The sequence below is a fragment of the Streptomyces katrae genome (genome assembly GCF_002028425.1).
Taxonomy (GTDB): domain Bacteria; phylum Actinomycetota; class Actinomycetes; order Streptomycetales; family Streptomycetaceae; genus Streptomyces; species Streptomyces katrae_A.
The window spans coordinates 4,036,623-4,062,211 of record NZ_CP020042.1; the positions used below are offsets into that span (position 1 = coordinate 4,036,623).

At 72.6% G+C, this 25,589-nt stretch carries 30 protein-coding genes, 1 tRNA gene and 1 pseudogene; 10 read left to right on the forward strand and 22 right to left on the reverse strand.

The genetic code is table 11. The features are described 5' to 3' along the window. Window positions 1-17: 17 nt before the first annotated feature. From B4U46_RS18365 to B4U46_RS18395, 8 genes are all read right to left on the reverse strand, one after another. Entirely contained in the window at window positions 18-902 is an 885-nt protein-coding gene (locus tag B4U46_RS18365) for an RNA polymerase sigma factor SigF (protein WP_398898699.1), read from the reverse strand. A 222-nt stretch (window positions 903-1,124) separates the two neighbouring features. Continuing rightward, window positions 1,125-1,286, reverse strand: a complete 162-nt coding sequence (locus B4U46_RS38075; RefSeq protein ID WP_167747595.1) for a hypothetical protein — start codon at window positions 1,284-1,286, stop codon at window positions 1,125-1,127. A gap of 398 nt (window positions 1,287-1,684) precedes the next feature. Then, window positions 1,685-1,975, reverse strand: coding sequence for a hypothetical protein (locus B4U46_RS18370; protein ID WP_079428816.1), 291 nt, complete (start codon window positions 1,973-1,975; stop codon window positions 1,685-1,687). A gap of 89 nt (window positions 1,976-2,064) precedes the next feature. Continuing rightward, window positions 2,065-2,149 (reverse strand) — tRNA-Ser (locus tag B4U46_RS18375). Between the two features lie 89 nt (window positions 2,150-2,238). Then, window positions 2,239-2,667, reverse strand: a complete 429-nt coding sequence (gene tadA / locus B4U46_RS18380) for a tRNA adenosine(34) deaminase TadA (RefSeq protein ID WP_100864167.1) — start codon at window positions 2,665-2,667, stop codon at window positions 2,239-2,241. A 92-nt stretch (window positions 2,668-2,759) separates the two neighbouring features. Beyond that, the gene (locus B4U46_RS18385) at window positions 2,760-3,311 is read right to left on the reverse strand and encodes a hypothetical protein (RefSeq protein ID WP_079428818.1); all 552 of its coding nucleotides are present in this window, start codon (window positions 3,309-3,311) and stop codon (window positions 2,760-2,762) included. Between the two features lie 217 nt (window positions 3,312-3,528). Further along, window positions 3,529-3,732 (reverse strand): hypothetical protein, encoded by a 204-nt coding sequence (locus B4U46_RS18390; RefSeq protein WP_045949278.1) that lies wholly within the window; start codon window positions 3,730-3,732, stop codon window positions 3,529-3,531. A gap of 178 nt (window positions 3,733-3,910) precedes the next feature. Further along, on the reverse strand, window positions 3,911-4,879 hold the full coding sequence (locus tag B4U46_RS18395; RefSeq protein ID WP_167747596.1) for a universal stress protein: 969 nt from the start codon (window positions 4,877-4,879) through the stop codon (window positions 3,911-3,913). A gap of 190 nt (window positions 4,880-5,069) precedes the next feature. Here B4U46_RS18395 and upp point away from each other — a divergent pair, with 190 nt between their 5' ends. Next, on the forward strand, window positions 5,070-5,705 hold the full coding sequence (gene upp, locus B4U46_RS18400) for a uracil phosphoribosyltransferase (protein ID WP_079428820.1): 636 nt from the start codon (window positions 5,070-5,072) through the stop codon (window positions 5,703-5,705). A 16-nt stretch (window positions 5,706-5,721) separates the two neighbouring features. On the opposite strand, the gene B4U46_RS18405 is transcribed toward upp, so the two are convergent. Together B4U46_RS18405 and B4U46_RS18410 are read right to left on the reverse strand one after the other, a co-directional pair. Continuing rightward, window positions 5,722-6,393 carry a LytR C-terminal domain-containing protein gene (locus tag B4U46_RS18405; protein ID WP_079428822.1) on the reverse strand — a complete coding sequence of 224 codons (672 nt, stop codon included), beginning with the start codon at window positions 6,391-6,393 and terminating at the stop codon, window positions 5,722-5,724. A gap of 125 nt (window positions 6,394-6,518) precedes the next feature. Beyond that, complete coding sequence (locus tag B4U46_RS18410; protein ID WP_008740979.1) at window positions 6,519-6,815, reverse strand: type II toxin-antitoxin system VapB family antitoxin; 297 nt, start codon at window positions 6,813-6,815, stop codon at window positions 6,519-6,521. Between the two features lie 88 nt (window positions 6,816-6,903). Between B4U46_RS18410 and B4U46_RS18415 the strand changes: the two genes are divergently transcribed. Next, the gene (locus B4U46_RS18415; RefSeq protein ID WP_079428824.1) at window positions 6,904-8,523 is read left to right on the forward strand and encodes a helicase HerA-like domain-containing protein; all 1,620 of its coding nucleotides are present in this window, start codon (window positions 6,904-6,906) and stop codon (window positions 8,521-8,523) included. A 97-nt stretch (window positions 8,524-8,620) separates the two neighbouring features. Then, window positions 8,621-9,556: a glucose-6-phosphate dehydrogenase assembly protein OpcA gene (gene opcA / locus B4U46_RS18420; protein WP_079431842.1), complete on the forward strand. Its 936-nt coding sequence runs from the start codon at window positions 8,621-8,623 to the stop codon at window positions 9,554-9,556. Here the strand turns inward: opcA and B4U46_RS18425 are convergent. Beyond that, a complete protein-coding gene (locus B4U46_RS18425; protein WP_079428826.1) occupies window positions 9,502-9,978 on the reverse strand; it encodes a cupin domain-containing protein in 477 nt (158 codons plus the stop codon). The two genes, opcA and B4U46_RS18425, sit on opposite strands and share 55 nt — an antisense overlap. 142 nt (window positions 9,979-10,120) lie before the next feature. Continuing rightward, window positions 10,121-10,714: an HhH-GPD-type base excision DNA repair protein gene (locus tag B4U46_RS18430; RefSeq protein WP_079428828.1), complete on the reverse strand. Its 594-nt coding sequence runs from the start codon at window positions 10,712-10,714 to the stop codon at window positions 10,121-10,123. A 158-nt stretch (window positions 10,715-10,872) separates the two neighbouring features. Here B4U46_RS18430 and B4U46_RS18435 point away from each other — a divergent pair, with 158 nt between their 5' ends. After that, the gene (locus B4U46_RS18435; RefSeq protein ID WP_079428830.1) at window positions 10,873-11,697 is read left to right on the forward strand and encodes a VOC family protein; all 825 of its coding nucleotides are present in this window, start codon (window positions 10,873-10,875) and stop codon (window positions 11,695-11,697) included. A gap of 161 nt (window positions 11,698-11,858) precedes the next feature. Here B4U46_RS18435 and B4U46_RS36625 read toward each other — a convergent pair whose 3' ends face one another. Beyond that, window positions 11,859-12,041, reverse strand: a complete 183-nt coding sequence (locus B4U46_RS36625; RefSeq protein WP_107438285.1) for a hypothetical protein — start codon at window positions 12,039-12,041, stop codon at window positions 11,859-11,861. Window positions 12,042-12,244: 203 nt separating this feature from the next. Between B4U46_RS36625 and B4U46_RS18445 the strand changes: the two genes are divergently transcribed. From B4U46_RS18445 to B4U46_RS18455, 3 genes are read left to right on the forward strand one after another with little or no spacing between them, the layout of a single operon-like run. Further along, window positions 12,245-14,002 carry a HEAT repeat domain-containing protein gene (locus B4U46_RS18445; RefSeq protein WP_123995806.1) on the forward strand — a complete coding sequence of 586 codons (1,758 nt, stop codon included), beginning with the start codon at window positions 12,245-12,247 and terminating at the stop codon, window positions 14,000-14,002. After that, entirely contained in the window at window positions 14,002-14,688 is a 687-nt protein-coding gene (locus B4U46_RS18450) for a HEAT repeat domain-containing protein (protein ID WP_123995807.1), read from the forward strand. The genes B4U46_RS18445 and B4U46_RS18450 overlap by 1 nt, the downstream gene beginning before the upstream one ends. Window positions 14,689-14,698: 10 nt before the next feature. Continuing rightward, window positions 14,699-15,391 (forward strand): DUF6882 domain-containing protein, encoded by a 693-nt coding sequence (locus B4U46_RS18455; RefSeq protein WP_079428838.1) that lies wholly within the window; start codon window positions 14,699-14,701, stop codon window positions 15,389-15,391. A gap of 25 nt (window positions 15,392-15,416) precedes the next feature. On the opposite strand, the gene B4U46_RS18460 is transcribed toward B4U46_RS18455, so the two are convergent. Together B4U46_RS18460 and B4U46_RS18465 are read right to left on the reverse strand one after the other, a co-directional pair. Next, entirely contained in the window at window positions 15,417-16,088 is a 672-nt protein-coding gene (locus B4U46_RS18460; RefSeq protein ID WP_079428840.1) for a DUF4097 family beta strand repeat-containing protein, read from the reverse strand. A 214-nt stretch (window positions 16,089-16,302) separates the two neighbouring features. Continuing rightward, window positions 16,303-16,779 carry a MarR family winged helix-turn-helix transcriptional regulator gene (locus tag B4U46_RS18465; protein WP_079428842.1) on the reverse strand — a complete coding sequence of 159 codons (477 nt, stop codon included), beginning with the start codon at window positions 16,777-16,779 and terminating at the stop codon, window positions 16,303-16,305. Window positions 16,780-16,848: 69 nt separating this feature from the next. Between B4U46_RS18465 and B4U46_RS18470 the strand changes: the two genes are divergently transcribed. Next, window positions 16,849-17,172, forward strand: a complete 324-nt coding sequence (locus B4U46_RS18470) for an HGxxPAAW family protein (protein ID WP_079428844.1) — start codon at window positions 16,849-16,851, stop codon at window positions 17,170-17,172. On the opposite strand, the gene B4U46_RS18475 is transcribed toward B4U46_RS18470, so the two are convergent. From B4U46_RS18475 to B4U46_RS18490, 4 genes and pseudogenes are all read right to left on the reverse strand, one after another. Next, window positions 17,162-17,467, reverse strand: a complete 306-nt coding sequence (locus B4U46_RS18475) for a hypothetical protein (protein WP_079428846.1) — start codon at window positions 17,465-17,467, stop codon at window positions 17,162-17,164. The genes B4U46_RS18470 and B4U46_RS18475 overlap by 11 nt on opposite strands. A gap of 102 nt (window positions 17,468-17,569) precedes the next feature. Continuing rightward, entirely contained in the window at window positions 17,570-18,019 is a 450-nt protein-coding gene (locus B4U46_RS18480; RefSeq protein WP_079428848.1) for a molybdopterin-dependent oxidoreductase, read from the reverse strand. Window positions 18,020-18,099: 80 nt separating this feature from the next. Then, the gene (locus tag B4U46_RS18485; RefSeq protein ID WP_079428850.1) at window positions 18,100-20,883 is read right to left on the reverse strand and encodes a molybdopterin-dependent oxidoreductase; all 2,784 of its coding nucleotides are present in this window, start codon (window positions 20,881-20,883) and stop codon (window positions 18,100-18,102) included. Further along, window positions 20,880-21,707, reverse strand: a pseudogene (locus B4U46_RS18490) (FAD binding domain-containing protein). Before B4U46_RS18490 ends, B4U46_RS18485 begins: the two are co-directional and overlap by 4 nt. A gap of 234 nt (window positions 21,708-21,941) precedes the next feature. Between B4U46_RS18490 and B4U46_RS18495 the strand changes: the two are divergent. Continuing rightward, window positions 21,942-23,408 carry a PucR family transcriptional regulator gene (locus B4U46_RS18495; RefSeq protein WP_079428852.1) on the forward strand — a complete coding sequence of 489 codons (1,467 nt, stop codon included), beginning with the start codon at window positions 21,942-21,944 and terminating at the stop codon, window positions 23,406-23,408. Window positions 23,409-23,417: 9 nt separating this feature from the next. Here B4U46_RS18495 and B4U46_RS18500 read toward each other — a convergent pair whose 3' ends face one another. The 3 genes from B4U46_RS18500 to B4U46_RS18510 are packed head-to-tail and all read right to left on the reverse strand — an operon-like array spanning window position 23,418 to window position 24,938. Next, window positions 23,418-23,861, reverse strand: coding sequence for a TOBE domain-containing protein (locus tag B4U46_RS18500; RefSeq protein WP_079428854.1), 444 nt, complete (start codon window positions 23,859-23,861; stop codon window positions 23,418-23,420). A gap of 9 nt (window positions 23,862-23,870) precedes the next feature. Continuing rightward, window positions 23,871-24,086: a hypothetical protein gene (locus B4U46_RS18505; protein ID WP_079428856.1), complete on the reverse strand. Its 216-nt coding sequence runs from the start codon at window positions 24,084-24,086 to the stop codon at window positions 23,871-23,873. A 9-nt stretch (window positions 24,087-24,095) separates the two neighbouring features. Further along, window positions 24,096-24,938: an NAD(P)H-binding protein gene (locus B4U46_RS18510; RefSeq protein WP_079428858.1), complete on the reverse strand. Its 843-nt coding sequence runs from the start codon at window positions 24,936-24,938 to the stop codon at window positions 24,096-24,098. Between the two features lie 141 nt (window positions 24,939-25,079). Here B4U46_RS18510 and B4U46_RS18515 point away from each other — a divergent pair, with 141 nt between their 5' ends. After that, window positions 25,080-25,568 (forward strand): MarR family winged helix-turn-helix transcriptional regulator, encoded by a 489-nt coding sequence (locus B4U46_RS18515; RefSeq protein ID WP_079428860.1) that lies wholly within the window; start codon window positions 25,080-25,082, stop codon window positions 25,566-25,568. Window positions 25,569-25,589 lie beyond the last annotated feature (21 nt).

Sequence of the window (25,589 nt, forward strand, 5' to 3'; positions counted from 1 at the left end):
GGCTCCACCCGATCCGGTTAAGCCTCGATCCTGTTTGCGGATCTCAGACGGGCGAAGCTGCGTGCGAGCAGCCGTGAGACGTGCATCTGGGAGACCCCAAGCTCGGCGCTGATCTGCGACTGCGTCAGGTTGTTGTAGTAGCGCAGCAGGAGGATCCGCTGCTCCCGCTCGGGCAGTTGTACGAGCAGGTGGCGGACGAGGTCGCGGTGTTCGACACCGGCCAGCTCGGGGTCCTCGTAGCCGAGCCGGTCGAGCAGCCCGGGCATCCCGTCGCCCTCCTGGGCGGCTTCGAGGGAGGTCGCGTGGTAGCTGCGGCCGGCCTCGATGCAGGAGAGCACCTCGTCCTCGCTGATCCGCAGCCGCTCGGCGATCTCGGGGGTGGTGGGGGTGCGGCCGTGGAGGGTGGTGAGGTCTTCGGTGGCGGCGTTGACCTGCACCCACAGCTCGTGGAGGCGGCGCGGGACGTGCACGGTGCGGACGTTGTCGCGGAAGTATCGTTTGATCTCGCCCACCACGGTCGGCATGGCGAAGGTGGGGAACTGGACGCCGCGCTCGGGGTCGAAGCGGTCGATCGCGTTGATCAGGCCGATGGTGCCGACCTGTACGACGTCCTCCATCGGCTCGTTGCGGCTGCGGAAGCGGGCGGCCGCGTAGCGCACGAGCGGGAGGTTGGCCTCGATCAGGGCCCCGCGCACCCGGTTGTGCTCGCTGGTGCCCGGCACCAGGCCCTTCAGCTGGCCGAAAAGCACCTGTGTCAGGGCCCGGGTGTCCGCACCCCGGCTCTGCGGTCGCGGCGCGGCAGCGGCGGCCTCCTGGGCCTCGGCGGGAAGCTCGTGCGGCTGTTCCTGGCGGAGCTCTTGCTGGGGAGGCACCTGAGGCGCAGTACTGGCCGGCACGGTCACGCCACCCCTTCGGTCAACTCATCCGTCTCATCCGTCAAAAGCGGTCATAGCATCACAAGAGATGTGCACTATGTGCAAGCACCGTATATAGCCGTGTTGAGGGCAAGTTGGGCATTTAGGGGTATTCTTTTTACCGCCGGGCATGTGAAAGTCGAACGCGAAAGGCCCCCCACCGGCGGAGTGAGGGGCCTGGATGTCCGGAAATCGCTTCAGCGTACGGGTTCAGGTCACCAGTTCGGTGATGAACTCGCCGATGCCGGAGGCGGCATCCGATATGCCCTGGAAGCCTATTCCGACCATCTCCGCCGCCCGCTTGGGCTGGGTGATGATCACGAAGAGGACGAACACCGTGAGGGCGCCCGTGATGAGCTTCTTGGTGTCCATGAACGGTGTCGGCCTCCCCAACCGGTACTGCGAAGTCGGGTGAGTCTAACCGGTCGGGTTTGGACACTCACCTGTCCTTTAAGGACCAATGACCCTGCCGTACGGGCCCTTTGCCGCTGGGTGTCCGGTCGCGGGAGGAGCAGGATGGAACACGAGCCCACCGGTTCTGGCAGGAAACCGGTGGGCGAGGGACAGGACCTCACTGCGGGGTCCGGGCCGCGGGCTTCCCCCTGACCGCGGCCCGGGCCGGCAGGTTCCGTCCTCACCGGGGGAAGTGACGTGTCCCCCCGATGTCACTTCCCCCGTACGCGTGGAAGGCCCCGGCTCCGGTCGGGGCCTTCTTCGTGGGCGGGGGAGCGTGCGCTGCGCGGCCGCGCGTGCCGGGGTACGCGGGTGCCCTACTGGATGGCGCCCAGCAGGTCGACCAGCGGCGCGACGGGGGCGATGGCGGGCTCGAGCTGGTCGGGCAGCGTCGTCAGCTGGTTGAGCTGGTTGGCCCCCTCGCTGACCTTCGCCCCGATCTCCTGGACCGAGGCCGGCGTGGCCCCCGCGGGCATGCCCGGGGCGGCCGTCGGCAGGTCCGGGAGGGTCAGCGGGGCGGGCGGCGCGGCGGAGGCGGCAGGTGCGGCGAGGCCCGCGGCGGCCCCCGCGAGGGCGAAGGCGGCGAGGATGCGCTGGGTCTTGGTCATGCCGTGTCCAACGGCCGAGCCGACGCCCGGTCACGGCGGGCACGCACGAGAGCCCCGGTTCGTACGAACCGGGGCTCTCGTTTCCAGAGCGGTGGTGGAGGGATTTGAACCCCCGATGGGTTGCCCCATACTCGCTTTCGAGGCGAGCTCCTTCGGCCACTCGGACACACCACCGAGAGAGATCCTAGCCGATGGTGGGGAGTGCTTCGCAACTTCCTGCCGAGTGGCCCTGCTCACCCGCCACCGCCCGCCCACCACGGTGCTCACCGTTCCCGGAAGAACTCCGTCAGCTGCCGCGCGCACTCCGCTTCCAGTACCCCGCGGATCACCTCCGGCCGGTGGTTGAGCCTGCGGTCCCGTACGAGGTCCCACAGCGACCCCGCCGCGCCCGCCTTCTCGTCCCCCGCCCCGTAGACGACACGGGCCACCCGGGACTGGACGAGCGCGCCCGCGCACATCACGCACGGCTCCAGGGTGACCACCAGGGTGCACCCCGTCAGCCGCCACTCCCCGAGCCGGGCGGCCGCCCGGCGCAGCGCCAGCACCTCGGCGTGCGCCGTGGGATCCGCGACGGCCTCCCGTTCGTTGTGCCCAGTGGAGAGGAGGTCCCCGTCCGGCCCGAGGACGACGGCACCGACCGGTACGTCACCGGCCGGCACCGCCAGGGCCGCCTCCCGCAGGGCCAGGCGCATGGGGTCCCGCCACGGATCCCGTACCGGGTCGGGCCCGGTACCGGAGCCGTGCGGGTCCCGCGTGCCGTACGTGAGGTCGTGCGCGGCGATCACTAGCGGACGGCCTCCAGTACCTCGGTGGCGCCCAGCGCGTCGGCGATCTCCGAGAGCGCGTCCCCGTCCAGGGACATCAGCTCCCTGTGGCCGACGCCGAGGTCGTCCAGCAGCCGGGGGTCGCCGAGCGGACCGGCCGGCACCGGCTCGGAGCCGGAGCCCGCCCGGTCGTCGTCCGCGTCGTCCTCCTCGTCCGTGTAGGAGGCGACGGGCTCGTCCTCCCCGTCCTCGGTGCCGTCCAGGTCCAGTTCGTCGAGATCGTCGTCCTCGTCGACGCCGCCCAGCAGCTCCTTGGTCAGCATCGATCCGTAAGAGCTCCGGTCGGCGGCGGAGGCGTTCGACACGAAGTACCGGGGGTCCTCCTCTCCGTCCACGCGGACGACGCCGAACCAGGCGTCCTCCTGCTCGATGAGGGCGACCACCGTGTCGTCGTCGACAGCGGCGGAACGTGCGAGATCGATCAGATCACTGAGGGACTCGACGTCGTCGAGTTCCAGGTCGCTCGCTTCCCACCCGTCTTCGGTGCGCGCGAGCAGTGCGGCGAAATACACCGTGACTCTCCCACTGGTCATAGGCGTGCCGGTTGGAGGTCCCCCCGGCCGGAGGTTGGGGTGTGAACGGTCCTGACACAAGCTGTTCGCACCCCGCCCAATCGGCATCGTGGCAGAAACAGCGGCTTTGCGAGAGGTCTTCCGCGCGGCGGCCGTGTCGCGGCGCCGGGCGGAGGGCCGGTCAGGGGGCCGGTCGCTGCCGTGGGCATCGTGCCCGTCACCAACGGAACGTACGCATCCGCATCTGCTGGCGCATCCGGGCCGCCCGGGCACGCCGCGGCTGCACGCGGTCGCGCAGCGCCCGGGCCTCCATCAGGTCGCGCAAGAACTGCGCGCGTCGCGCCCTGCGCTGCGCCGCCGTCTCCGGCGGGTCGTCCGCCTCGCTCCCCTTGCCGTCGTTCACGGGCTGCGTCTTGGGCATCGGCACCACCCCAGGCTGGTCCGGTCGTCCTCCTCCGCCGGCGCGAAGCAGACCCCCCGGCTCCCACCTTCCCCCCGTCGGCGCGTTTGATGCCACCCCTTACCGGATCTGCCCAGGTCAGCGCGTGGGCCGGCTGAAGGGTCAGATCACGCCGCGTGGCCGGAGCCGGCCGGTGGGCTCAGGCCGCCCCGTCGTCGTGCAGCGCCGGGACGACGGCCACCGGGCCGTGCGCGTGCTGGAGGACGGCGTGCGCCACCGACCCGATCAGCAGGGACCGCCGCCGCGGATGGTGGCGGCCCACCACGACCAGCGCGGCCGACCGGGACGCCTCCACCAGCCGCCCCGCCGCGTCCCCGGGCACGGCGGCCTGCTCCACCGGCACGTCCGGGTAGCGGGCCCGCAGCGGGGCCAGCCGCTCCGTCTGGGCCCGCAGCATCTCCCGTTCGGCCGGCACCCCGTCGGCGCCGTCGGCGAGGGCCTCGGGCGGGATCACCGCGAACGGGCTGTCGATCACCATCATCGGACCGGGCGGCAGGGCGTACGCCGAGACCACCTGGACGGTGGTCCCCCGGGCGGCGGCTTCCGCGAACGCGAAGGCCAGTACGTCCTCGGGGGTCTCGGCGGCGTGCAGCCCCAATACCACCCGCCCGGCCGAAGCCCCCTCGGCGTCCCGCGCCGCGCGCCCCTCGTGCGGGACCACGACCACCGGGCAGGACGCGGTGGTGGCCACGGCCCGGCTGCTGGAGCCGAGCAGCAGCGCCGCGAAGCCGCCGCGCCCCCGGGAGCCCATGACCAGCATCAGCGGCTCCTGCTCCGCGCTGACGGCCCGCAGCGCCTCCGGCACGGAGCCCTCCAGGGCCTCGTAGCGGACGTCCGCAGGGAGCTCCGGGCCGGACTCCAGCAGGGCGCGGACGCGGTCGCCGACGGGGTCGGCGTACTCCTCGGGCTCGTTCGGGTCGTGCAGGGCCGAGCGGCGGCCCGCGTACAGCTGGGAGACCTCGGGCAGGACGTGGGCGACCATCAGGCCGGTGCCGTGACGCAGGGCGGCCAGGCGGGCCCATTCCAGGGCGCGCAGGCTGTGGTCGGACCCGTCGACGGCGGCGATCACCGGACCGCCGCCGCCCTGGCTCCCCTGGCCGTTGCTCATCCGTCAAGGGTGCCGGGCGGCGCGGCGGCCCGCATCCGGAAGGCCCGCGGGCGCGCGCGGGACGCGCCGCGCCGCTTCCACCGCGTAGCCTTTTGGCAGCAGGTCGCGAACAGGCGGCCGTTTTTCGCAGGTAGCAGGGTCGCAGGTCGCAGATCGCAGGTCGAAGCCCGGCTGAGTCTTGGAGGATGTTGTGCGTTTGCAGGTCGTCGATCACCCCTTGGTGGCGCACAAACTGACCGCACTGCGCGACAAGCGCACCGACTCCCCCACGTTCCGGCGGCTCGCCGACGAGCTGGTGACGCTCCTCGCCTACGAGGCCACCCGCGACGTGCGCACCGAGCAGTCGGACATCGAGACCCCGGTCGGCCCGACCACCGGCGTCAAGCTGGCGCGTCCGCGCCCGCTGGTCGTGCCGATCCTGCGCGCCGGCCTCGGCATGCTGGACGGCATGGTCCGGCTGCTGCCGACCGCCGAGGTGGGCTTCCTGGGCATGGTCCGCAACGAGGAGACCCTGGAGGCCTCCACGTACGCGACGCGCATGCCCGAGGACCTGTCCGGGCGCCAGGTCTACGTCGTCGACCCGATGCTGGCCACGGGCGGCACGCTGGTCGCCGCGATCCAGGAGCTCATCAAGCGCGGCGCCGACGACGTGACCGCCGTGGTGCTGCTGGCCGCGCCCGAGGGCGTCGAGGTCATGGAGCGGGAGCTCGCGGGCACGCCGGTGACGGTCGTGACGGCCGCCGTGGACGAGCGGCTCAACGAGCACGGCTACATCGTGCCGGGCCTGGGCGACGCGGGCGACCGCATGTACGGCTCCGCCGAGTAGCGGCGCGGTCCGCCGGTCAGCACTTCTTCGAGGAGGGCGCGGGTGCGGGGTTGGCCATGACGGCCAGCGCCCTGTCCGCGTCCTCCTTCTTGTTGAGCTCCTTGAAGGAGTCGCCCAGGATCAGGTCGATGTCCGCGCCCTCGCGGGTGTCGGTCTGCTGGGTGACCCCGGTGAGCTGGGTGCCGAGGACGGAGTACGCGGCCTTGTCGGTGCGCGGGGAGCCGAGCAGTATCCCGGGCCCGGGGACCTTCTTGTCGAAGTCGGCGGGGGCGTTGCCGACGTGGCCGACGGTGAAGCCGCGCTTCTTCAGCTCGTCGCCGACGGCCTTGGCGAGGCCCGAGCGCGGGGTGGCGTTGTAGACGTTGACGGTGATCTGGCCGGGCTGCGGCAGGACGACCGCGGGGGCACCGGACGCGGCCGGGCCTGGGTTCGCGGCTCCGGCGGGGGTGGCGGAGGCGGCGCCCTTGGTCGGGCAGTCCTTGGCGGCCGCCGCGCTGTGCTTGCCGCCGTCGCCCCGGAACACGTCGATGAGCTGCAGTGCCCCGTAGCCGAGCAGTGCCAGCGCGAGGACCGATCCGAGCAGGGCGAACACGAGCTTCCGGCGTCGCCGCGGCCGGCTCATGCGGGGGTAGGCGGTGCCCGTGACGCGGTACTTTCCGCCCATACCGGGGGGAGTGAGCATGCTCATGGGCGCAGCGTAGTGCCGTACCGGAACGATGCCTACTAAATGATCTGTTGATCGGGTAAGGCAGACCCGAAAGGCGCAACCGGCGCCCCGGCACGTCCTCCGGCCGGCCGCAGGCAGGTCCCCGGTCAGTCCATTTCGAGGACGCGCGCGTGCAGCACCTGGCGCTGCTGGAGGGCCGCGCGCACGGCGCGGTGCAGCCCGTCCTCCAGGTAGAGGTCGCCCTGCCACTTCACGACGTGTGCGAAGAGGTCGCCGTAGAAGGTGGAGTCCTCGGCGAGCAGCGTCTCCAGGTCCAGCTGTCCCTTGGTCGTCACGAGCTGGTCCAGCCGGACCGGGCGCGGGGCGACGTCCGCCCACTGCCGGGTGGTTTCCCTGCCGTGGTCGGGGTACGGCCGTCCGCTACCGATGCGCTTGAAGATCACACGGAAAGCCTACCGGGCCGGTGCCTCCGGGCGCAGCCTCGCTCCAGCGGTGCAAAAGTGGCACACAGGGCTATTCCGGGAGTGACGCATGAGCCAGAGCATCGATCCGCCCGAGCCGGCCGCCACCGCCGGGGGACAAACGGACCCGAACGGTCCGGCCACCGCCATCGCCGCCGGGTACGCCTTCACGGGGCCCGCGCTGGAGCTGGGGGCCCTGCTCTGGGACGGGGTCTGCGAGCCGGCGCGGCAGATCCGCATCCCGCTGTCGATGCTGAACCGGCACGGGCTCGTCGCAGGCGCCACCGGCACCGGCAAGACCAAGACCCTCCAGCTGATCGCCGAGCAGCTCTCCGCCAACGGCGTGCCGGTCTTCCTCGCCGACGTCAAGGGCGACGTCTCGGGGATCTCCGCCCCCGGCGCGCCGGGCACGAGGGCGCAGGAGCGGGCGAAGGACGTCGGCCAGAGCTGGGAGCCCAGCGGGTACCCCGCCGAGTTCTACTCCCTCGGCGGGATCGGCCCCGGGATCCCGGTCCGGGCGAGCGTGACCGCGTTCGGGCCGGTCCTGATGTCGAAAGTGCTCCAGCTGAACCAGACGCAGGAGCAGTCGCTCGGCCTGATCTTCCACTACGCCGACTCCAAGGGCCTGGAGCTGATCGACCTCAAGGACCTGCGGGCGGTCGTCGCCTTCCTCGTCTCCGACAAGGGAAAACCGGAGCTGAAGGGGATCGGCGGGCTCTCCACCGTCACCGCCGGGGTGATTCTGCGTGCACTCACCGCATTCGAGCAGCAGGGCGCCTCGGAATTCTTCGGCGAACCGGAATTCGACACCAGTGAATTCCTGCGAACGGCTCCGGACGGACGCGGCCTGATTTCCGTACTGGAACTTCCGGCCGTACAGGACAAACCGCAGCTTTTCTCTACATTTCTCATGTGGCTGCTCGCCGACCTGTACGCCGACCTCCCGGAAGTCGGCGATCTGGAGCGGCCCAAGCTGGTCTTCTTCTTCGACGAGGCACACCTCCTCTTCAACGGGGCCTCGAAGGCCTTCCTGGAATCCATCACCCAGACCGTGCGCCTCATCCGCTCCAAAGGCATCGGCGTCTTCTTCGTCACCCAGACCCCCAAGGACGTGCCCTCCGACGTCCTGGCCCAGCTCGGCAACCGCGTCCAGCACGCCCTCCGCGCCTTCACCCCCGACGACGCCAAGGCCCTCAAGGCCACCGTGCGGACCTTCCCCAACTCCCCCTACGACCTGGAGGAGCTGCTGACCTCGCTCGGCACCGGCGAGGCCGTCGTCACGGTGCTCAGCGAGAACGGCGCCCCCACCCCCGTCGCCGCCACCCGGCTGCGCGCTCCGCAGTCGCTGATGGGCCCGGTCGACCCGGCGGCCCTCGACGCCGCCGTCAAGGCCTCGCTCCTGTACTCCCGTTACGCGCAGCCCGTCGACCGGGAGTCCGCCTACGAGAAGATCACCGCCGAACAGGCGGCCGCCGAGGCCGAAGCGGAGGCCGCCGCCGCGGCGGCTGAGGCCGACAAGCAGGTCAAGGCCGCGGAACGGGCCGGGCGCGGCGCCCCGAAGCCGGAACCCTCACTGGCGCAACAGGTCGTCGGCAGCGGCCTGTTCCGCTCGCTGGCCCGCTCGGTCGGCACACAGCTGGGGCGCGAGATCTCCCGTTCTCTCTTCGGCACGGCCCGCCGGCGCCGCTGAGGGCGACGCCGAGGGCGCGGCTGGGACGCGGTCCCTCCAGGGGGAATCAAGCGAACCGGTTGTCCGCTTTACGGCAGCCGCTGACAGACTCGTGTCCATGCGGACCGAACTGACCGACACCACGTCCAGCAAGATCGACCGGGCCCTGCTGGCGGCCCGGCGGGCCGTGGGCAGCCCCACCATGGGGCTCGTGCTCACCCTCGTCATCGTCACCGACGAGGAGAACGCCTACGACGCCGTACGCGCGGCCTCCGAGGCCTCCCGCGAACACCCCTGCCGCATCATCGCGGTGATCAAGCGGACCCACCGGGGGCCGGAGCGGCGCCGGCGGACCCGGCTGGACGCCGAGTTGCGCGTGGGCTCGGACGCCGGGTCCGGGGAGATCGTCATCCTGCGCCTGCACGGGGACCTCACCACCCAGGCCGGGTCGATCGTGCTGCCGCTGCTGGTGCCGGACGCGCCGGTGGTCGCCTGGTGGCCGGCCGACGCCCCCGCCGACCCGGCCCGCGACGACCTGGGCGCGCTGGCGCAGCGCCGGATCACCGACGCGCAGGCCGCGGGGGACCCGGTCGGCGTGCTGGCCGAGCGCGCGGCCGCCTACGCCCCCGGCGACACCGACCTGGCGTGGACCCGGCTCACGCCGTGGCGCTCGCTGCTGGCCTGCGCCTTCGACCAGAAGACCTCGCCGGTGACCGCGGCGGCGGTGGAAAGCGAGCCCGACAACGCCAGCGCCGAGCTGCTGGCACGCTGGCTGGAGGACCGCCTCGGCGTGCCGGTGGCCCGGGTGGCCACCGGCGGGCCGGTCATCACCCGGGTCCGGCTGGAGACCGGCGCCGGGGAGGTCGTGGTGGACCGGCCCACCGGCTCGCTGGCCACGCTGGTCCTGCCGGGCTGGCCGGACCGGAAGGTCGCGCTCAAGATCCGCAGCACGGCGGAGCTGATCGCGGAGGAGCTGCGGCGCCTCGACGCCGACGAGGTCTACGCCTCGGCGCTGCGCAGCAGGCGGCCCGCCCAGGCCTCGCTCTCGGCGTAGTGGTTGTCGTACGTGGGCTGGCTGTCGATGATGTCCTGGACGGTGGCCTCGCCCGCGTGCACCCGGCCGAGCAGGCGGTAGTAGTCGAAGCGGGCCATGCCGGGGGTGAACCCGACGAACACCTCGGCGGTGTGGCCGGCGGCGGGGGCGAAGGCGTGCTTCACGCCGGGGGCGATGCTGATGAAGTCCCCCTCGGAGAGGGTGTGGACCTCGTCGCCGACGAGCACGTCGAGCTTGCCGCCGGTGACGTGGAAGAACTCGGTGGCCTTGGTGTGGAAGTGCACCGGGGCACCGGCGGCGCCGGCCTCGAAGGTGGCCGTGTTGCAGGTGAGTTCCGGGGTGTCGGTGAGCAGGGTGATGACGCTGCCGGGGGCGTCGGAGACGCGTTCGGCGGTGGTGGCGCGGGTGAGGTTCTCGGTCATCCGGCCGACGTTACGCGGTCCCGCGCGCGGGCGAGCCGCCCGGCCGGACGGTCCGTCAATTCAGCGTCCCGGCCTGGCGGCTTGCCCCGGCGGGGAGGCTTTCCTCGGGGAGGTTTTCCGGGGGGAGGTTTTCCTCCAGCCCCTACTCGGCGGCCTTCGCGGCCTTGGCGGCGGCCTTCGCGGCCTGCTTGTACTCGCGGACCTTCGCCAGCGACTCCGGGCCGGTGATGTCCGCCGCCGAGCGGTGGACGTTCGCGGGTCCGTAGCCCCCGGCCGCCTCCCGCCACCCCTTCGGCCGGACCCCGTACCGCTTGCCCAGCAGGGCCAGGAAGATCTGGGCCTTCTGCTCCCCGAACCCCGGCAGCGCCTTCAGCCGTTCCAGCAGCTCCGCGCCCGTCCCCGCGTCCGCCCAGACCGCCTCCGCGTCCCCCGCGTAGTGCTCCACCAGGTACGCGCACAGCTGCTGGATCCGCTTCGCCATCGACCCCGGGTACCGGTGCACCGCCGGCTTCTGCGAGAGCAGCGCGGCGAACGCCTCCGGGTCGTACGCGGCGATGGCGTGGGCGTCGAGATCGTCGGCGCCGAGGCGCTGCGCGATCGTCCAGGGTCCGGAGAACGCCCACTCCATCGGCACCTGCTGGTCCAGCAGCATCCCGGTGAGCGCGGCCAGCGGGCTGCGGGCGAGCAGGGCGTCGGCCTCGGGCTGCTGCGCGAGCCGGATGGTGATGTCGTCCATGCCCCCAGCCTCCCCCGGGACCGCCCCCCACGCCCGTTCGCCGCGCGGTTGTCAGACCCTCGCCCTAGCGTGAGAGGGACCTACGAGCCGGACGACACAGACGACACAGACGACACGGACGACACGGACCACACGGACCACACAGGAGTCGATCGACCATGGCCGAGTTCCCGGAAGGCACCCCCTGCTGGGTGGACGCGATGTTCACCGACGTGGAGGCCGCCAAGGAGTTCTACGCCGACGTACTGGGCTGGACCTTCGGTGAGGCCAGCAGCGAGTACGGCAACTACACGCAGGCCTACTCCGGCGGCAAGGCGGTTGCGGCCGTCGTCCCGCCGATGCCGGGCGCCGACGCGCCCTCGCAGTGGTGCCTGTACTTCGCCTCGGACGACGCGGCCGCCACCGCCGAGAAGATCAAGGCCGCGGGCGGCACGCTGATGATGGAGCCGATGCAGGTCGGCACGTTCGGCACGATGGCGATCGCCAAGGAGCCCAGCGGCGCGGTGTTCGGCGTCTGGCAGCCGGGCGAGCACAAGGGCTTCGAGAAGCAGGGCGAGGCGGGCTCGTACGCCTGGGCCGAGGTCTACACCCGCGAGCCCGGCAAGGCCGACCCGTTCCTGGAGCGGGTCTTCCCGTACGAGTCCCAGCAGATGGACACCGGCGGGGCCGAGGGCGACGACGCGGCGGCGGCCGGGATGGACTTCAAGATCTTCAGCGTGGGCGGCGCCGACCACCCGGTGCTGGGCCGGATGAAGATGGGCGACGAGTTCCCGCCGCAGGTCCCGTCCTACGTCCAGGTCTACTTCGGCGTCCCGAACTGCGACGTGGCGGTGGAGAAGGCGAAGGCGCGGGGCGGGCGGGTGTACTTCGGCCCGATGGACAGCCCCTTCGGCCGCTTCGCCGCGCTGGGCGACCCGCAGGGCGCGGTGTTCGCCGTGATCGACATGGACACGCGGGTCGGGGAGATGCCGAAGTTCGCCTAGCCGAGGGGCCCGTGCGCCCGTGTCCCCCGGCCGGGGCACGGGCGCACGGGAGTCTCAGCTGACCCCGTAGACCACGTACGCCGGCTGCACCAGCGGTACGGCGGGCCACAGCAGCGGGGCGAGCCGAGGACACGCTGCGTCACCCGTCTGCCGGAACCGGTTCACCGCAGAAAGGATTGACCGCCGTCCTCGTTCCCCCTGCCGGGGGAGGCGGCGCTGTCGGCACGGCGCCGGGCAAGACCCCGCCGGGCCCAGGTGACGGCCCCTATGACGAGGGTGGCGGCGACCGAGCCGAGCAGGTCGGGCAGGGCGGCGAGGAGGAGCTGCCGGAGGGTGTCGGACATGGAGTCCCCTTCACGGGAGGGCCGGTGGTGTGAGGAGAGCGTCCGCTGTTTGAGCCCCGTCCCCACGCGGGCAGGGACCGCCCGGGACGGTGAGGGGCGGGGCGGTGCCCCGGCCTGGGGCCGGCGGTGGCCGGACCGGATCGTCCCGGGACGGTCGGGGACCGTCGGGGGCTGTGGGGACGGGCTGGGGGAGGCGGGCGCGGGTGCGGGATGGAGACGTGCGGGGCGGGGCCGGCCGGGAGCGGTGGCAGGCGTACGGGGACTACCTGCGGGGGCAGGCCGCGCAGGCGGGGATGGGCTCGCGCGACATGGCGGCGGCCCTCGGGAAGGCGGAGGGCGGCACGATGGCCTCCTCCAAGTCGCACATCGACCGGATCTACGGCGCGCAGGCCAGGCCGAAGCCGCCGGTGGAGTTCACCGTGGCCTTCCTGCGGATCACCAGCATCCGGGCCGGGCTCTCGCAGCAGGAGTTCGGGCGGCGGTGCGAGGAGGCCAAGGCCCTGCTCCGGGCGGCCATCGCGACACCGCCCCCCGTCCTCGTCGTCGCTCCGGACGGGGGGAGCCCCGCAGAGCTGCGGCTGGAACGGGACCTCGCGCGGGTGGAGCGGGACCTGGAGCGCGCCCTGAGGGCCGAGGAGCGGCTCAGGTACTCCCTCCGTGACGCGGAGATCCTCCTCTCGACGCTGTTCCAGATCGCCGATGCCCTGCGGGAGATCATCGTCGGGAACGGCGTCCGCGAGCTGCGGGCCCTGCGGAGCGCCGACGCGGAGGGCCTGGCCCGGGTACGGGCGGAGACCCGCGAAGCCCTGGCCCACCGGTCCACCGGCCAGCGGGAGGCCGACCGGGTCTCGGCGCGGATGCGGGTCCTGGAGGGCCTCTGGGACCGGGCCCGCACCGAGATCCAGCGCCTGTCCGCCCATCCCGACGCCGCACACCTGGCCGTCACCCGGTCCGGGCCCGGCGGGGCGGTCCAGCCGCTGGCCCCAGGCGAGTTGTTCACCCGGCCCGCCCTGGACGACATCGCGGCCGCGCTGGCGAAGGCACACCAGGTGAACGAGCGCGGGGAGCAGACCCTTCAGGACATCGACCGCGCCTTCGCCGAGAGCGGGGGCTTCCTGGAGCCGGACGACGAACTTGCGGTACTGGTCGCGCAGACGCGTTTCCCTGATCCGGAGTTGCGTTATCCACCCATTGCACGGATCGCTTCCGGCTGGCGTCACTCCGATGCGGCCCGGGAGGCGGTCCTCCGGCTGACCTACGATCCCGACGCGGGGGTTCGGGCCTCTTTCGCCAACGGTCTCGGTGACGGCTGGCCGGGTGATCCGGGGGTCTACGAGATGCACCGCGAACTCCTCGGTGATTCATCCGTGATGGTCCGCCTGACCACGGCGAAATCGCTCGCCCGGACGTGGCCCGACGACCTGCTCGCCTTCGAGGAACTCCGGTCTCTCCTCGACGACAGACGCCCGCATTTCCGTGAGAGTGCGGTTGCCGCGCTCGCGGAGTTCTGGCCGGGACACCCCGAAGTCCGTGCCGCCCTGCTGCGGTTCGTCGATGAACCGGGAGGTCAGGACGAGGAGGCCGCCAAGTTGCGCGCGTACGCGGTGACGGCGCTGGCGCAGGGCTGGCCGGATGACCCGCGGATCCAGGAGTGCGTGCTGAGGTCGGCCGAGGACCCGGATTTCCGCGTTCGAAGTGCGGTTGCCGGAGCGGTCTGCACCATCTGGCCCGGCACCCCCTCCGGACGGGACGTGGAGGTCCGGCTCGCAGCCGATCAGAGAGACGGCGTGCGTGAGTCCGTGGTCCACGCGCTCGCGGAGGGCTGGCCCGGAGACCTGACGGCGCGGGGGATCGTCATGGATCTGACCGGGCCTCCGGACGGGCCGCTGCAATTCAGGCCGTCCGCGCCCTGGCGCACGGCTGGCCCGGTGACGGGACGGTGCGCGATGCCCTTCTGCTGATGACGCACGACGGGAGGGAGGCGATGCGCGGGGCCGTGGCGTCCGCGCTTGCCGAGGGCTGGCCGGGTGACCCTTCGGCTCGTGAGGAGCTGGTGCGGTTGACCGGCGATCCCCTCGCGCGGCAGGAGGCCGTCGCGGCGCTCGTGAAGGGATGGGCGGGTGACCTCCAGGGGCGTGAAGCGGTCCTGAGGCTGGTCGGTGACCGGGACGCGAACGTTCGGCGGTACACGGCCACAGCTCTCGGCGGCGGCTGGGCCGGCGACTTGACGGCCCGTGATGCCGTTCTGGGGCTGGCCGGTGACCTGGTTCCCTCCGTTCGCGGGTCCGTGGCCTCTGCGGCGGCCGAGGGCTGGCCCGGTGATCCGTCGGCCGGTGAGGTCGTCCGGGGGCTGGCCGGGGACCGGATCCGGGACGTACGGCAGGGCGTGGCCCGTGCGCTCTCGACAGGGTGGGCCGGCGAACCGGCGGCCCGGGAAGCCCTCCTGCGGCTCGCCCGAGATCCGGACGCCACGGTCCGCGGGGCGGCGGCCGCCGCGCTCGGGGAGGGCTGGCCGGGGGATCCGGCGGCCCGGGCGGCGTTGGGGCGGCTGGTTGCCGATGTGGCTCCGGCGGTGCGGCGGGCCGCCTGGGAAGGGTCGGAGAAGTGGGCGGAGGCCACCGCAGGGGGCGGACCCGGGGGTTCGTAGGGTTCGGCGCATGACGAATCGTTTCAGTGATGCCTTCCTGCTCGAGGCCGAGCGGCATGCCGCCTGGGGTGCGGAACAGCTCCAGGTGCTCACCTCCTTCCTCCCCGAGGGCCCGTGGACGGCCGAATTGTCCTCCTGCACCTACCAGCAGGGCGGGCTGGAGCTGCGGGTCGCCGTGCTCGGGACGTACGACATGGACGAGCGGTCCTGGATGTGGGGCTGGGCCAACCCGGGCTGGCAGGGCGCCGAGGTGGTCGCTCTGACGGAGGCCGTCGGGCGCTACGGGCGGGCGCGCGGGATACCCGAGCTGGCCGACGGGCTCGTCGACCTGGCCGGGTTCGACGACCCGCACCGGGCGGCCGAGATGCTCGCCTTCACCGGCATGGGCGTGGCCGGGGCCCCCGGCTACCTGGGGCAGATGGCCGGCCCGGCCACGAGGGTCTACTTCCTGCCCGACGACCCGCGGGTCCCGCGGGCCGGTCTGGAGCCGGTGACCCTGCCGCGGGTCCTGCTCACCGGCGCGGGGCTGATCGGCCACTCGGCCCCGCAGGTCGTCCGGGGGTTCTTCGAGCACCACCGGGTGCCGCACCGGGTGGAGGCCGACCGGATCGTGGCCGAGCTGCCGGACGGGAACACGGCCGAGGTGGGGTTCGACGGCCTCGGGCGGATCTCCGGCGTGGGGGTCGACCGGATCGGCCGGTGACCGGGTGGGCCACCCCGCTGCCGGCTCAGTTGCTGCGGGCGGTGATGTCGCCGTAGGTGGTGGTGGCGCGGAGGGTGAGGGCGGCCGCGGAGCCGTCGGTGTTGTTGAGGGCGTTGTGGATGCGGCCGTAGCCGGTGCCGGCGTCGAGGGTGGCGGAGACCCCGCGGGCGGCGCCGATGGTGATGTCGCCGTGCTGGGTGGTGAGGGTGACGGCTCCCTTGGCGGCCTCGGCGACGGTGATGTCGCCCTTCTGGGTGCTGATCTCCGCGGGCCCGTTCAGACGGCCCAGTACGACGTCACCGGCCTGGACGGTCACCCGCGCGGAGGCGGCCTCGTCCAGCTTGACCTGGGCCTGCGCGCCCTCGAAGACGACGGCCCCGAGCCGTCCGACGCCCCGGAGGTCGGCCGCGGCCGCCTTCGCCTCGACGCGGGAGCCGGCGGGCAGCTGGACGGTCACCTCGACGGCGCCGGAGTGGCCGAGGAGCCGGTTCTTCGCGGGGGCGGCCGCGACCCGCAGCACGCCCTCGCGGAAGTCGACCGTGATCTGCTCGGCCGCTTTCACGTCGCGGCTCTTGGCGGGGTTGGCCGGGCGGACCTCGACGGTGGCGTCGGAGCGGTCCGCGGCGATGAGCTGGACGAGTCCGGCCGGGATGTCGAGGACGGCCGAGACGGGGGCGGTGGCGGCGAACTTCTGCATCGTGGTCTCCTGCGCTCGGCGTTTGCTCTTCTGTGTTTCCGACATGAGAAACGCTATGTTGCGTTCAGGGGAGTGGCAACAGCGGGGTTGCATGACTTTGGTGTATGCGCAGGTCAGAGGCGAGAAATCGTTGCAGTGAGCCTGTGGTTTAACGCAACGAATTCCCGTCGTTCGTTGCAATGGAATGGAAGTGAACGCCACGCCCGGGGCGGGGTCAGGGCCCGCAGGACTCCGCGAGGTACGTCGCGGCCAGGGTGCCCGCGCGGGTGAGCCAGTCGTGCAGTACCGCCACTTCCTCCGGGCTGTACGTCGCGAACAGCTGCGCGAGGAGCGCGTAGTACGGCTCGTACACGTCGCGGACGCGCTGCGCGGCCTCGGGTACGGCGACCACGCGCACGCGGCGGCCGTCGGTGGGGTCGGGCTGCCGGGTCACGTACCCGCCGCGCTCCAGCCGGTTGACGATGCCGGTGACGGCGCCGGTGGTGACGTGGGCGCGGGCGGCGAGGTCGCCGGCGGTGACGGGGGTGTCCCCGGCCTCGAGGACGTACGCGAAGCAGACGAGGTCCGTCGGGCTGAGGCCCAGGTTCCGGGCGAACTCCTGCTGGGCCACCATGCTCGTCGCCATCAGGTCGTCCATCGCGCTGATCGCGGCCGGAACCGACGCCTCGGGGCGGGGCGGGCTGCCCTCCATTGAAAATCCCTTAGTACCTAAGATAAATTGCTTACTGGCTAAGACATCATAGGTCGACAGGGGTGGCGTATGAGCGCACACGGATACGACGAGGGCCACACGGTCGCCGGCTGGGCGGGAACCGCCGTCGCCTGCGCCGGGGCCGCGGTGATCGGCCTGGGGGTCTGCGGTTGGACGCCCGGCATATGGATCGGGCTCGCCGTGACGGCGGCGGCCGCCGTGCTCACCTGGGTGCTGCACCTGGCGGGCTGGGGCAAGGGGCCCGGCCCGCGCCCGAAGGAGCACTGGCCCCTGGGTGCCCGCGACCACACCGCGCGCGAGGGGCACGCCGCATGCCTCGGGTGCCGGATGGCCGGCCGGCGGCCCGTCGCCGCCGGGGCCCTCACTCGATGAAGAGGCTCCGGCCGTGGCCGGTGGTGGTCACGCCCGGGTCGATCTGCTGCGTCACCTGGCCGTCGCAGTCCGTGCCGGACCACACCCACGCCGTCTCGTCCGTGAGGTTGGCGACCTTCGGCGGGGCGAAGTCGCCCAGCCGGTAGCAGCCTGACGGGTCCTCGTGCTCCGTCCCGTCGATGATCAGGGCCCCTGCCGCCGCCTGCGCCGCGCCCGCCGGGGTGGCCAGAGCCAGCAGCGCGGCTGCCGCGCACGCTCCCAGGGCCTTACCCGCGCGTCGTGCCGTTCGCCTCATCCGTCCGTCCGCCTCTCGCCCGCGTGACCAGCTGTCGTCGCTGATGGTAGCGAGCGGTGGCGCAGGGTGACGGTCGCTGTGGCGGCAGGGCGGGGCGCGTGTTCAGACGCCGGTCAGCGCCGGGACGTCCAGGGTGCCGAACCAGACGTGGGTCACCGCGCTGACGTAACGGGCGCCGCAGCGGTCGGACGGGACGACCAGCTGGCTGCCCGAGCCGTCGAGCTCCTCGCCGTCGAGGCGGGTGGCCAGGAGGACCGGGCTCCCGCAGAAGTCGTCGTCCAGCTCCGCCCAGGACAGGACCGTGTGGTGGCCGTCGCCGCCGCTGACCGCGAGGAGGTAGCGGCCGCGGTCCTTGCGGCGGCGGACGTCGAAGACCGGGCCGGCGCCGGAGATGACGTCCCGCAGCAGCACGCCCTCGAATACGTGGTGCTGCGGGCCGTTCGTCGCGCAGTCGAAGACGACCTCCGCCCGGTGCCGGGGCCATCGCCGCAGGTCGGCGACGGTCAGGCGGGCCGGGTGGTCGAGGTCGCCGTGCAGCAGGAGTGAGGCCATGGACCAGTCATGCCCCGCTGGAGAGGCAGTGGAACCTCATCTGCGAGGTTGAGATGGTCCTATGAGCCGCATCTGTGTGATCAATTGGCGTTTCCGCCTCGCAGCTTCTGGTGGATTGCCCGCCACACCACATCACGTGTCACCGGCAACTCGGTGAAGCGGATCCCCGTCGCGTTCCTCAGCGCGTTCGTGAAGGCCGGAGCCACCGGGTTGAAGGGGCTCTCGCTCATGGACTTGGCGCCCAGCGGGCCGATCGCGTCCGAGGTCTCCATGAAGTGGACCTCCGTGCGCGGGACGTCCGCGTACTGCGGGAGCCGGTAGCGGCGGAAGGCGGCCGTGGTGACCTCCCCGCGCTCGTCCACCCGCACCGTCTCGAAGAGCGTGGCGCCCAGGGCCTGGGCCACACCGCCCTCCACCTGCCCCCGGCACTGCATCGGGTTCATGACCTTGCCCGCGTCCGCCGCGTGCACGCTGCGCAGGATCCTCATCTCGCCCGTGTCCGGGTCCACGGCGAGGCGGAACCACTGGGCGTTGAAGGCGACCGAGCGCGGCGAGCCGCCCCAGTGGCCGTCCGCCGCGATCTCCTCCAGCGCGCCCCGCTCCCAGGCGGCCTCGTACAGCTCCTTGAGGGTGACGACACGGCCCGCGCAGTCGAAGGCCTCGGCCTCCAGCCTGCACAGGTGCCGGGCCACGCCGGTGTGGCGGGCGGCGAAGGTCTTCAGGCGCTCCCCCAGCGCGTCGGCCGCCAGCATCACGGCCTTGCCCGCCACCACCGTGCCGGCCGAGCCGAACGCTCCGGTGTCGTGGCGGACCACGTCGGTGTCGGACTGGCGGACGGTGATCCGGTCGACCGTGGTGTTCAGCGCGCCCGCGGTGATCTGCTTGTGGACGGTGGTGGTGCCGTTGCCGAACTCCGCGGTGCCCACCGCAATGTCGTACGTGCCGTCGCGCAGCAGGCTGACCCGGGCGTCGGCGAAGTGGCCGCCGGGAGGACCGGTCGCGATCATGGCGACGGCCGATCCGGTGCCGGTCAGCCAGCCCTCGGGGACGTCCTCGTGGCTGCGGTCCTCGGCCTCGGCCCTGCGCACGACGTCCAGGCACTGCTTCATCCCGTACGAGGCGATGAAGAGGTCCTCCTCGTGGCCGATCGGGGTCACCATGTGGTCGCCCGCGCCGATCACGTTCTTCTCGCGCAGCACCAGCGGGTCCATGCCGAGGCGGAGGGCGAGCTCGTCCATCACCGATTCGAGGGCGAACAGGACCTGGCCCAGGCCGTAGCCGCGGAAGGCGCCCGCCGGCACGGTGTTGGTGTAGACGGAGTACGCCTCCACCTCCTTGTTCGGCGCCCGGTACACCGCGAAGGACTCGCCGGCGCTGTGGAACATGACGGCCGGGCCGTGGTTCCCGTAGGCGCCCGTGTTGGCGACGATGCGCATGCGCAGCGCGGTGAGCGTGCCGTCCCTCTTCGCACCGATCCTGATGGTGATGTTGAACGGATGGCGGGTGGTCGCCCCGTAGAACTGCTCGGCCCGGGTGAACTCCAGCTTCACCGGGCGGCGCAGCTTCAGGGCGGCCAGGGCCACGATGTCCTCGGTGAGCATCTCCTGCTTGCCGCCGAAGCCGCCGCCCACGCGGCCCGCGACGACGCGGACCTCGTCCTCGTTCAGGCCGAAGAGCGCGCACAGCGCCCGCCGGGTCAGGAAGGGGGCCTGGCTGGAGGTGCGGACGGTGATGCGTTCGCCGTCGCCCTCCTCCTTGGGTTCGAAGTAGGCCACGCAGCCGTGGGTCTCCAGGCTGGCGTGCTGTACGCGCTGGGTCTGGAAGGTCTCCTCGTAGACGACGTCCGCCTCGGCGTACCCCTTCTCCATGTCGCCGATCGTGCCGTGGACCTCGCCGCACACGTTGTTCTCGGCACGGAAGATCCCCGACTCGGGGCCCTTGGGGTGCAGGACCGGCGCCCCGGGCAGCATCGCCTCCTCCGGGTCGACGACGTACGGAAGCTCCTCGTAGGTGACGACCACGCGCCGGCAGCCCTCCTCGGCGGCCTGCTCGCTGTCGGCGACCACGGCAGCCACGCGCTGGCCGACGAAGCGGACCACGTCGTCCAGGACCCGGGTGTCCATCGGGTCCTCGGTGGGGTGTTCGTGGCGGGCGGAGGAGTAGAGGTGAGCGGGGGCGTCGTGGTGGGTGAAGACGGCGTACACGCCCGGGACCTGGAGGGCGTCGCGGGTGTCGATGCCGACGATGCGGGCGTGGGGGTGCGGGGAGCGCAGCAGCTTCATGTGCAGCATCCCGGGCACCTCGACGTCGAAGGTGTAGCGGGCGGTGCCGGTGACGACCTGGGGGCCGGCCGGGGCGCCGGGGCTGCGGCCGACGGCCTGGCCAGCCTCGGGCTCCTCGATGTGCCCGACCCCGCGGACGGCGTCCTCGATGGCGCGGTAGCCGGTGCAGCGGCAGATGTTGCCCTTGAAGGCGCGCGGGAGGTCGTCGAGCTTGCCGTCGTCGTGGGCGGTGCCCCGCTCGGCCTGGAGGGCGGAGGTGGTCATCAGGAATCCGGCGGTGCAGAAGCCGCACTGGAAGCCCTGGGCCTCCAGGAACTGCTTCTGCGCCGGGTGGAGGTCGCCGCACGGGGAGGCGAGGCCCTCGACGGTGGTGACGGAGCGGCCCTCGGCGCGGACGGCGGGGTAGAGGCAGCTGTGCACCGGCTGCCCGTCGACGTGGACGGTGCAGGCCCCGCAGTCGCCCTGGTCGCAGCCCTTCTTGACGCCGAACCAGCCGCGTTCGCGCAGGTAGGCGCGCAGGCACTGGCCCGCCCGGGGCTCGTCCTCGAAGCGCTGCTCGTTGATCTCGATCTCGTAGCTCATCGGGGTCCCTCCGGAAGGCAGAGTTCACGGCGGATCTGCTCGGCCTGGAGCAGGGCCATGTGCCGCCGCCACTCGGGCAGTCCGTGGATGTCGTCGAACCACTCGCCGGGGCGGACGGCGGTGTCGATCGCCTCGCGGAGTCCGGCCGCGGTGGGCGGCAGGGCGAACCAGAAGCGGAACGGGCGGGTGGTCGCGGCGGTGACGGTGACGGCGAGGGAGCCGTCCTGGGGGGTCGCCGGTGCCGATCACCAGGGAGCCGGAGCGGCCGAGTCCGTAGAGGGAGGCCTGGCGGAAGGCCGTACGGGCCTCCAGGGCGCGGGCGGGCAGGCGGACCGAGCGCAGCATCTCGCCGTCGCGCAGGTCCTTGACGCCGGCGCCGCGGATGAACTCGGTGACGGGCATGCGGCGGGTGGCGCCGTCCTGGCCCTGGAGCAGGACGGTGCCGTCGAGGGCGGCGGTCAGGGAGATGACCGGGCCGGCCGGGAGGCCGTTGCAGAGGTTCCCGCCGACGGTGGCCATGTTCCAGATCTTGAAGCTGGCCAGGAAGGCCCGGCAGCACTGCTCGAAGAGCGGGGCGGCGGGGGCGGGCAGGCTGCGGCCGAAGCGGGACAGTTCGGTGATGGTGCAGGTCGCGGCGATGTCGAGGGAGCCGTCGGGCTGCCAGGACAGCGGTGGCCAGCCCATCCGGGACAGGTCGACGAGGCGGCGGATGTGGGGCTGCGGCTCGGAGAAGAGGTAGGTGCCCCGCCGAGGAAGGCGTCGCCGGGGCGCCAGGGTTCGCGGCGGCGGGCATCGCGCACGGCGACCACCGTGTTGAGGTCCATTTCGCGCCACCAGCCTCTCTGTCGTCCGGGCGTGGACTTCAGTGAAGCAACGGCGAAGGGGGCGAAACGACTGGTCCAGGCCACGGAAACGAACGAGTCCCGAGGGGGTCGCCCTGGGTGATTCACCAAGGGGCACAGACAGGGCTTAGGCGGGTAGTGTCCTTGCATTTACGATGAGGTTCCTCGTATTCACCTGGCGAATGTGGGCCACCCCCACCGCAAGGAGTCTCTGCCATGCACGTCCTCGACCTGCTCCGGTCCGACAATCTCGGCCTCACCCTCCTCTGGGGCGAAGAAGCGCTTCTCGGCCAGGAGGTCAGCGGGGTCACCGCCACCGACCTGGAGGACCCGGGCCGCTTCCTGGGGCCCGGCGAGCTCGTGCTGAGCGGGCTGGTGTGGTGGGCGGACGGCGACCTGGCAAAGGCGGACCGTTTCGTCTCCGCGCTCGCCGACGCCGGGGCCACCGCCCTGCTGGCCGGGGAGGAGACCCACGGGCGGGTTCCCGAGGCCCTTGTGGACGCCTGCCGGGCGTACCGGGTGCCGATCGTGGCCGTCCCGGCGCGGACCAGCTTCCGGGCCGTCACCGAGGCCGTCTACCTCAGGCATTGGGGGGACCTGAGCCGCCGGCCCACCCGGACCTTCGCCCTCCCCGCGAACGTGCGCGCCGAGCTGAGCCGGCTGCTGGAGAACGGAGCCGGGCCCGGCGAACTGCTGGAGCGGGCCTGCGCGCACCTGGGCCGCGTGGACTGCTACCTGCTCACCGCGAGCGGGCGCACCGTGGCCCGTACGCCCGCCGCGCCGGCGATCCCCGCCCAGCGGGCGGCGTCCCCCTCGCGGGGCGGGCTCACGCTGCGGATCGGGGCCGACGGCTCCCCGTACGACGCCTGGCAGCTCCACGTCCCCGACGCGGACGCGGCTCCCCCGCGCGTGCTGCACGAGATCGCCGAGGTGCTGGCCCAGCACCGCGACGGGCCGGCCCACCGCCGGACCGCCGCCGCGCGGGCGGCCGGGCGGGAGCTGGCCGGGCCGCTGGCCGGCGACTGCGAACCGGCCGCGCTGGACGAGGCCCTCACCGCCGCCGGACTTCCCGCGCGCGGACCGTACCGGGTGCTGGTGGCGACCTCCGGCCCGGCCCTGGCCGAGGCCCTTGAACACCTGGAGGGGCTGCCGTGGGCGCTGGGCGAGGCACCCGGGGGCGAAGCCGTGGCCGTCCTCTACGAGGACCCCCGCGCGCAGACCGACACGGTGGCCGGGCTGCGCGCCCTGTGGCCGCTGCTCCAGGTCTGCGGGGGCCCGGAGGCCGACCTGCGCCTGGGCGCGGGCGCCACCGCGGTCGGCCCGGAGGACCTGCGGGCCTCCCTGACCCAGGCCCGCTTCGCGCTGACGGCCGCCGACGCGGTGGCCCCCGTGCGGGGCGTCGAGCAACTGGAGACCCTGGGCGGGCTGATGGCCGGGGTGCCCGAGGAGGTCCGGGCGGTGTTCGGCGAACGGGTGCTGGGCGCCCTCGGCGACGGGATGCTGCGGGAGACCCTGGAGGTCTTCCTGGCCAACAACTGCTCCTGGGCCCGGACCGCGCAGGCGCTCCACCTGCACGTCAACACCGTGCACTACCGGATGGAACGGGTGCAGGTCCTGACCGGCCGCGACCTGTCCCGCCTGGACCACAAGCTGGACCTGTACGCGGCCCTCCGCTGCCGCTGACCGAAACCCCTACTGCCCGCCGGGCCCACCGGATCCATCGGGGCTCTTGGGCGCGAGGGGCACGTCCACGTACACCTCCGTCGACTTCACCCGGGCGGTGACGCTGACGCCCACCTCGATGCCCAGCTGCTCCACCGACTCCCGGGTCACCACGGAGACGATCCGGTGCGGACCCGACTGGATCTCCACCAGGGCCGCCACGTCGTCCAGCCGTACCGCGGTGACGATCCCCGCGAAGGAGTTCCGTACGGAGGTGACCGCGGCACGCTCGGGCAGCGGGTGCAATCCGGCGGCGCGTTCCTTGGCGAACGCGGCGAGCACCGGCCCGTCGACGGCCCGCGTGCCGTCGGGCGCGCGCAGGGCGGGCAGCCGCCCGGAGTCGGCCCAGCGGCGGACGGTCTCGGGACTCACGCGCAGCAGACCGGCGGCCTGACCGATGGAGTACGTGGGCACCCGGCCACCCTATCGGCGGGCGCCCGCGCAACGGCCGGGGCGGAGCACTCGGACGGCCCCTTCCAGCACGCACGCACCGGCCTCGGCGAGGCGGTCGCGGCTGTTATCGGTGAGGGCGAGCCGCCCCGGCTGCGGGCGCAGGACCCAGCCGCCCGCGAGGACCGCCTCGATGGCGGCGGTCAGGGCCTGGTCGGTGCGGTTGAGCCAGGAGCCGATGGGTTTCATGGCGGGGAGTCAGCTCCCGGTGAAGGCAGAGGCGTTCTCGGCGGCCCACTGCGCGTAGGTGCGGGCGGGCCGGCCGAGGAGGGATGCGGTGGTGTCGGCGATGGCGGCGGGGCCATGGCATGCGGCGGCCCACAGGTCGAGCAGCGAACCGGCCACCCGCGCGGGCATGAAGGCGGACATCTGCCGCTCGGCGGCCTCACGGGATATCTGCTCGACCGGGATCTCCCGGCCGATGGCCGCGGAGAGCACGGCGAGCTGCGCGCGGAAGGTGAGCGACTCCGGGCCCGTGAGGGTGAGGGAGCGGCCCGTGAGGGAGTCGCCGGTCAGGGCCTCGACGGCGATGTCGGCGATGTCCTCGGGGTGGATGGGCGCGATGTGCGCGTCGGGGTAGGCGAGCTGGACCGGCATCGACCGGCCGACGGGGTACGCCCAGGCGAGGGAGTTGCTCGCGAAGGCGTCCGGGCGCAGGAAGGTGCAGGTCAGCGAGGAGGCCGCGAGGGCGCGCTCGACCTTGAGGCTGTGGCCGGCGAGCGGGTCGGTCTCGGCGTCCGGGCCGAGGACCGAGGAGGAGGACAGCAGCACGACATGCTCGACGCCGACGGCCTCGGCGGCCTTGACCAGCTCCTCGATCCCGGAGGGCTCGGGATAGAGGAAGACCTGCCGGACGCCGTCGAGCGCGGCGGCGAAGGTCTCGGGCCGGTCGAGCGCGAGCTCGAAGACCTCGACCCCGGCCGGGACGGTCAGTTCGGCCGGGCGGGCGCTGGCGGCACGGACGCTGTGACCGGCGGCGTACAGGCGGGCGATGACGCCCTGGCCGACCTTGCCGCGGGCACCGGTGATGAGGGTGGTCATAGAAGGCTCCGCTCCGCTCGACGCGATCGTGGGACCGTGATCGTGGACTGGAATCATTGACTGAAGACATATGCATGCTGTCACGCACACGTTTTCATGTCAACACATGTCTGCGGAGGGTCACGTAGATACGATGGGCCCATGAAGAAGCACGAGGGGGAGTCGGCCGTCGAGGCCGCCGTGGCCGATGAACTGCTGAACGCCGTGGGCCCCGCCTTCGGGAAGCTGCGCCGCTCCTCGCTCCTGGAGGTCGAGCACCCGATCTCCGCGAAGGACCTCAGCAGGACCCTCGTCCTCAACGTCGTCCTGGAGATCGCCCAGGACGACACCCGCGAGGTCACCGTCGGCGCCGTCGGCTCGCACCTGGGCGTGGACCCCTCGGTGGCCAGCCGCATGGTGTCCGACTGCATCTCGGCCGGCTACCTGGTCCGCGCCGCCTCCCAGCGCGACGGCCGCCGCACGGTCCTGCACCTCAGTCCCGGCGGCGAGGAGCTGATGGCCCGCTTCCGCCGTCACCAGCGCTCGGCGTACGAGTACGTCACCGCCGACTGGAGCGAGCGCGACCGGCTGGAGCTCGCCCGCCTGATGGTGAAGTACGTCGCCTCCCAGGAGGCCCTGCGCCGCCCGTAGCCCCCGTCCGGCCGCCCGCGC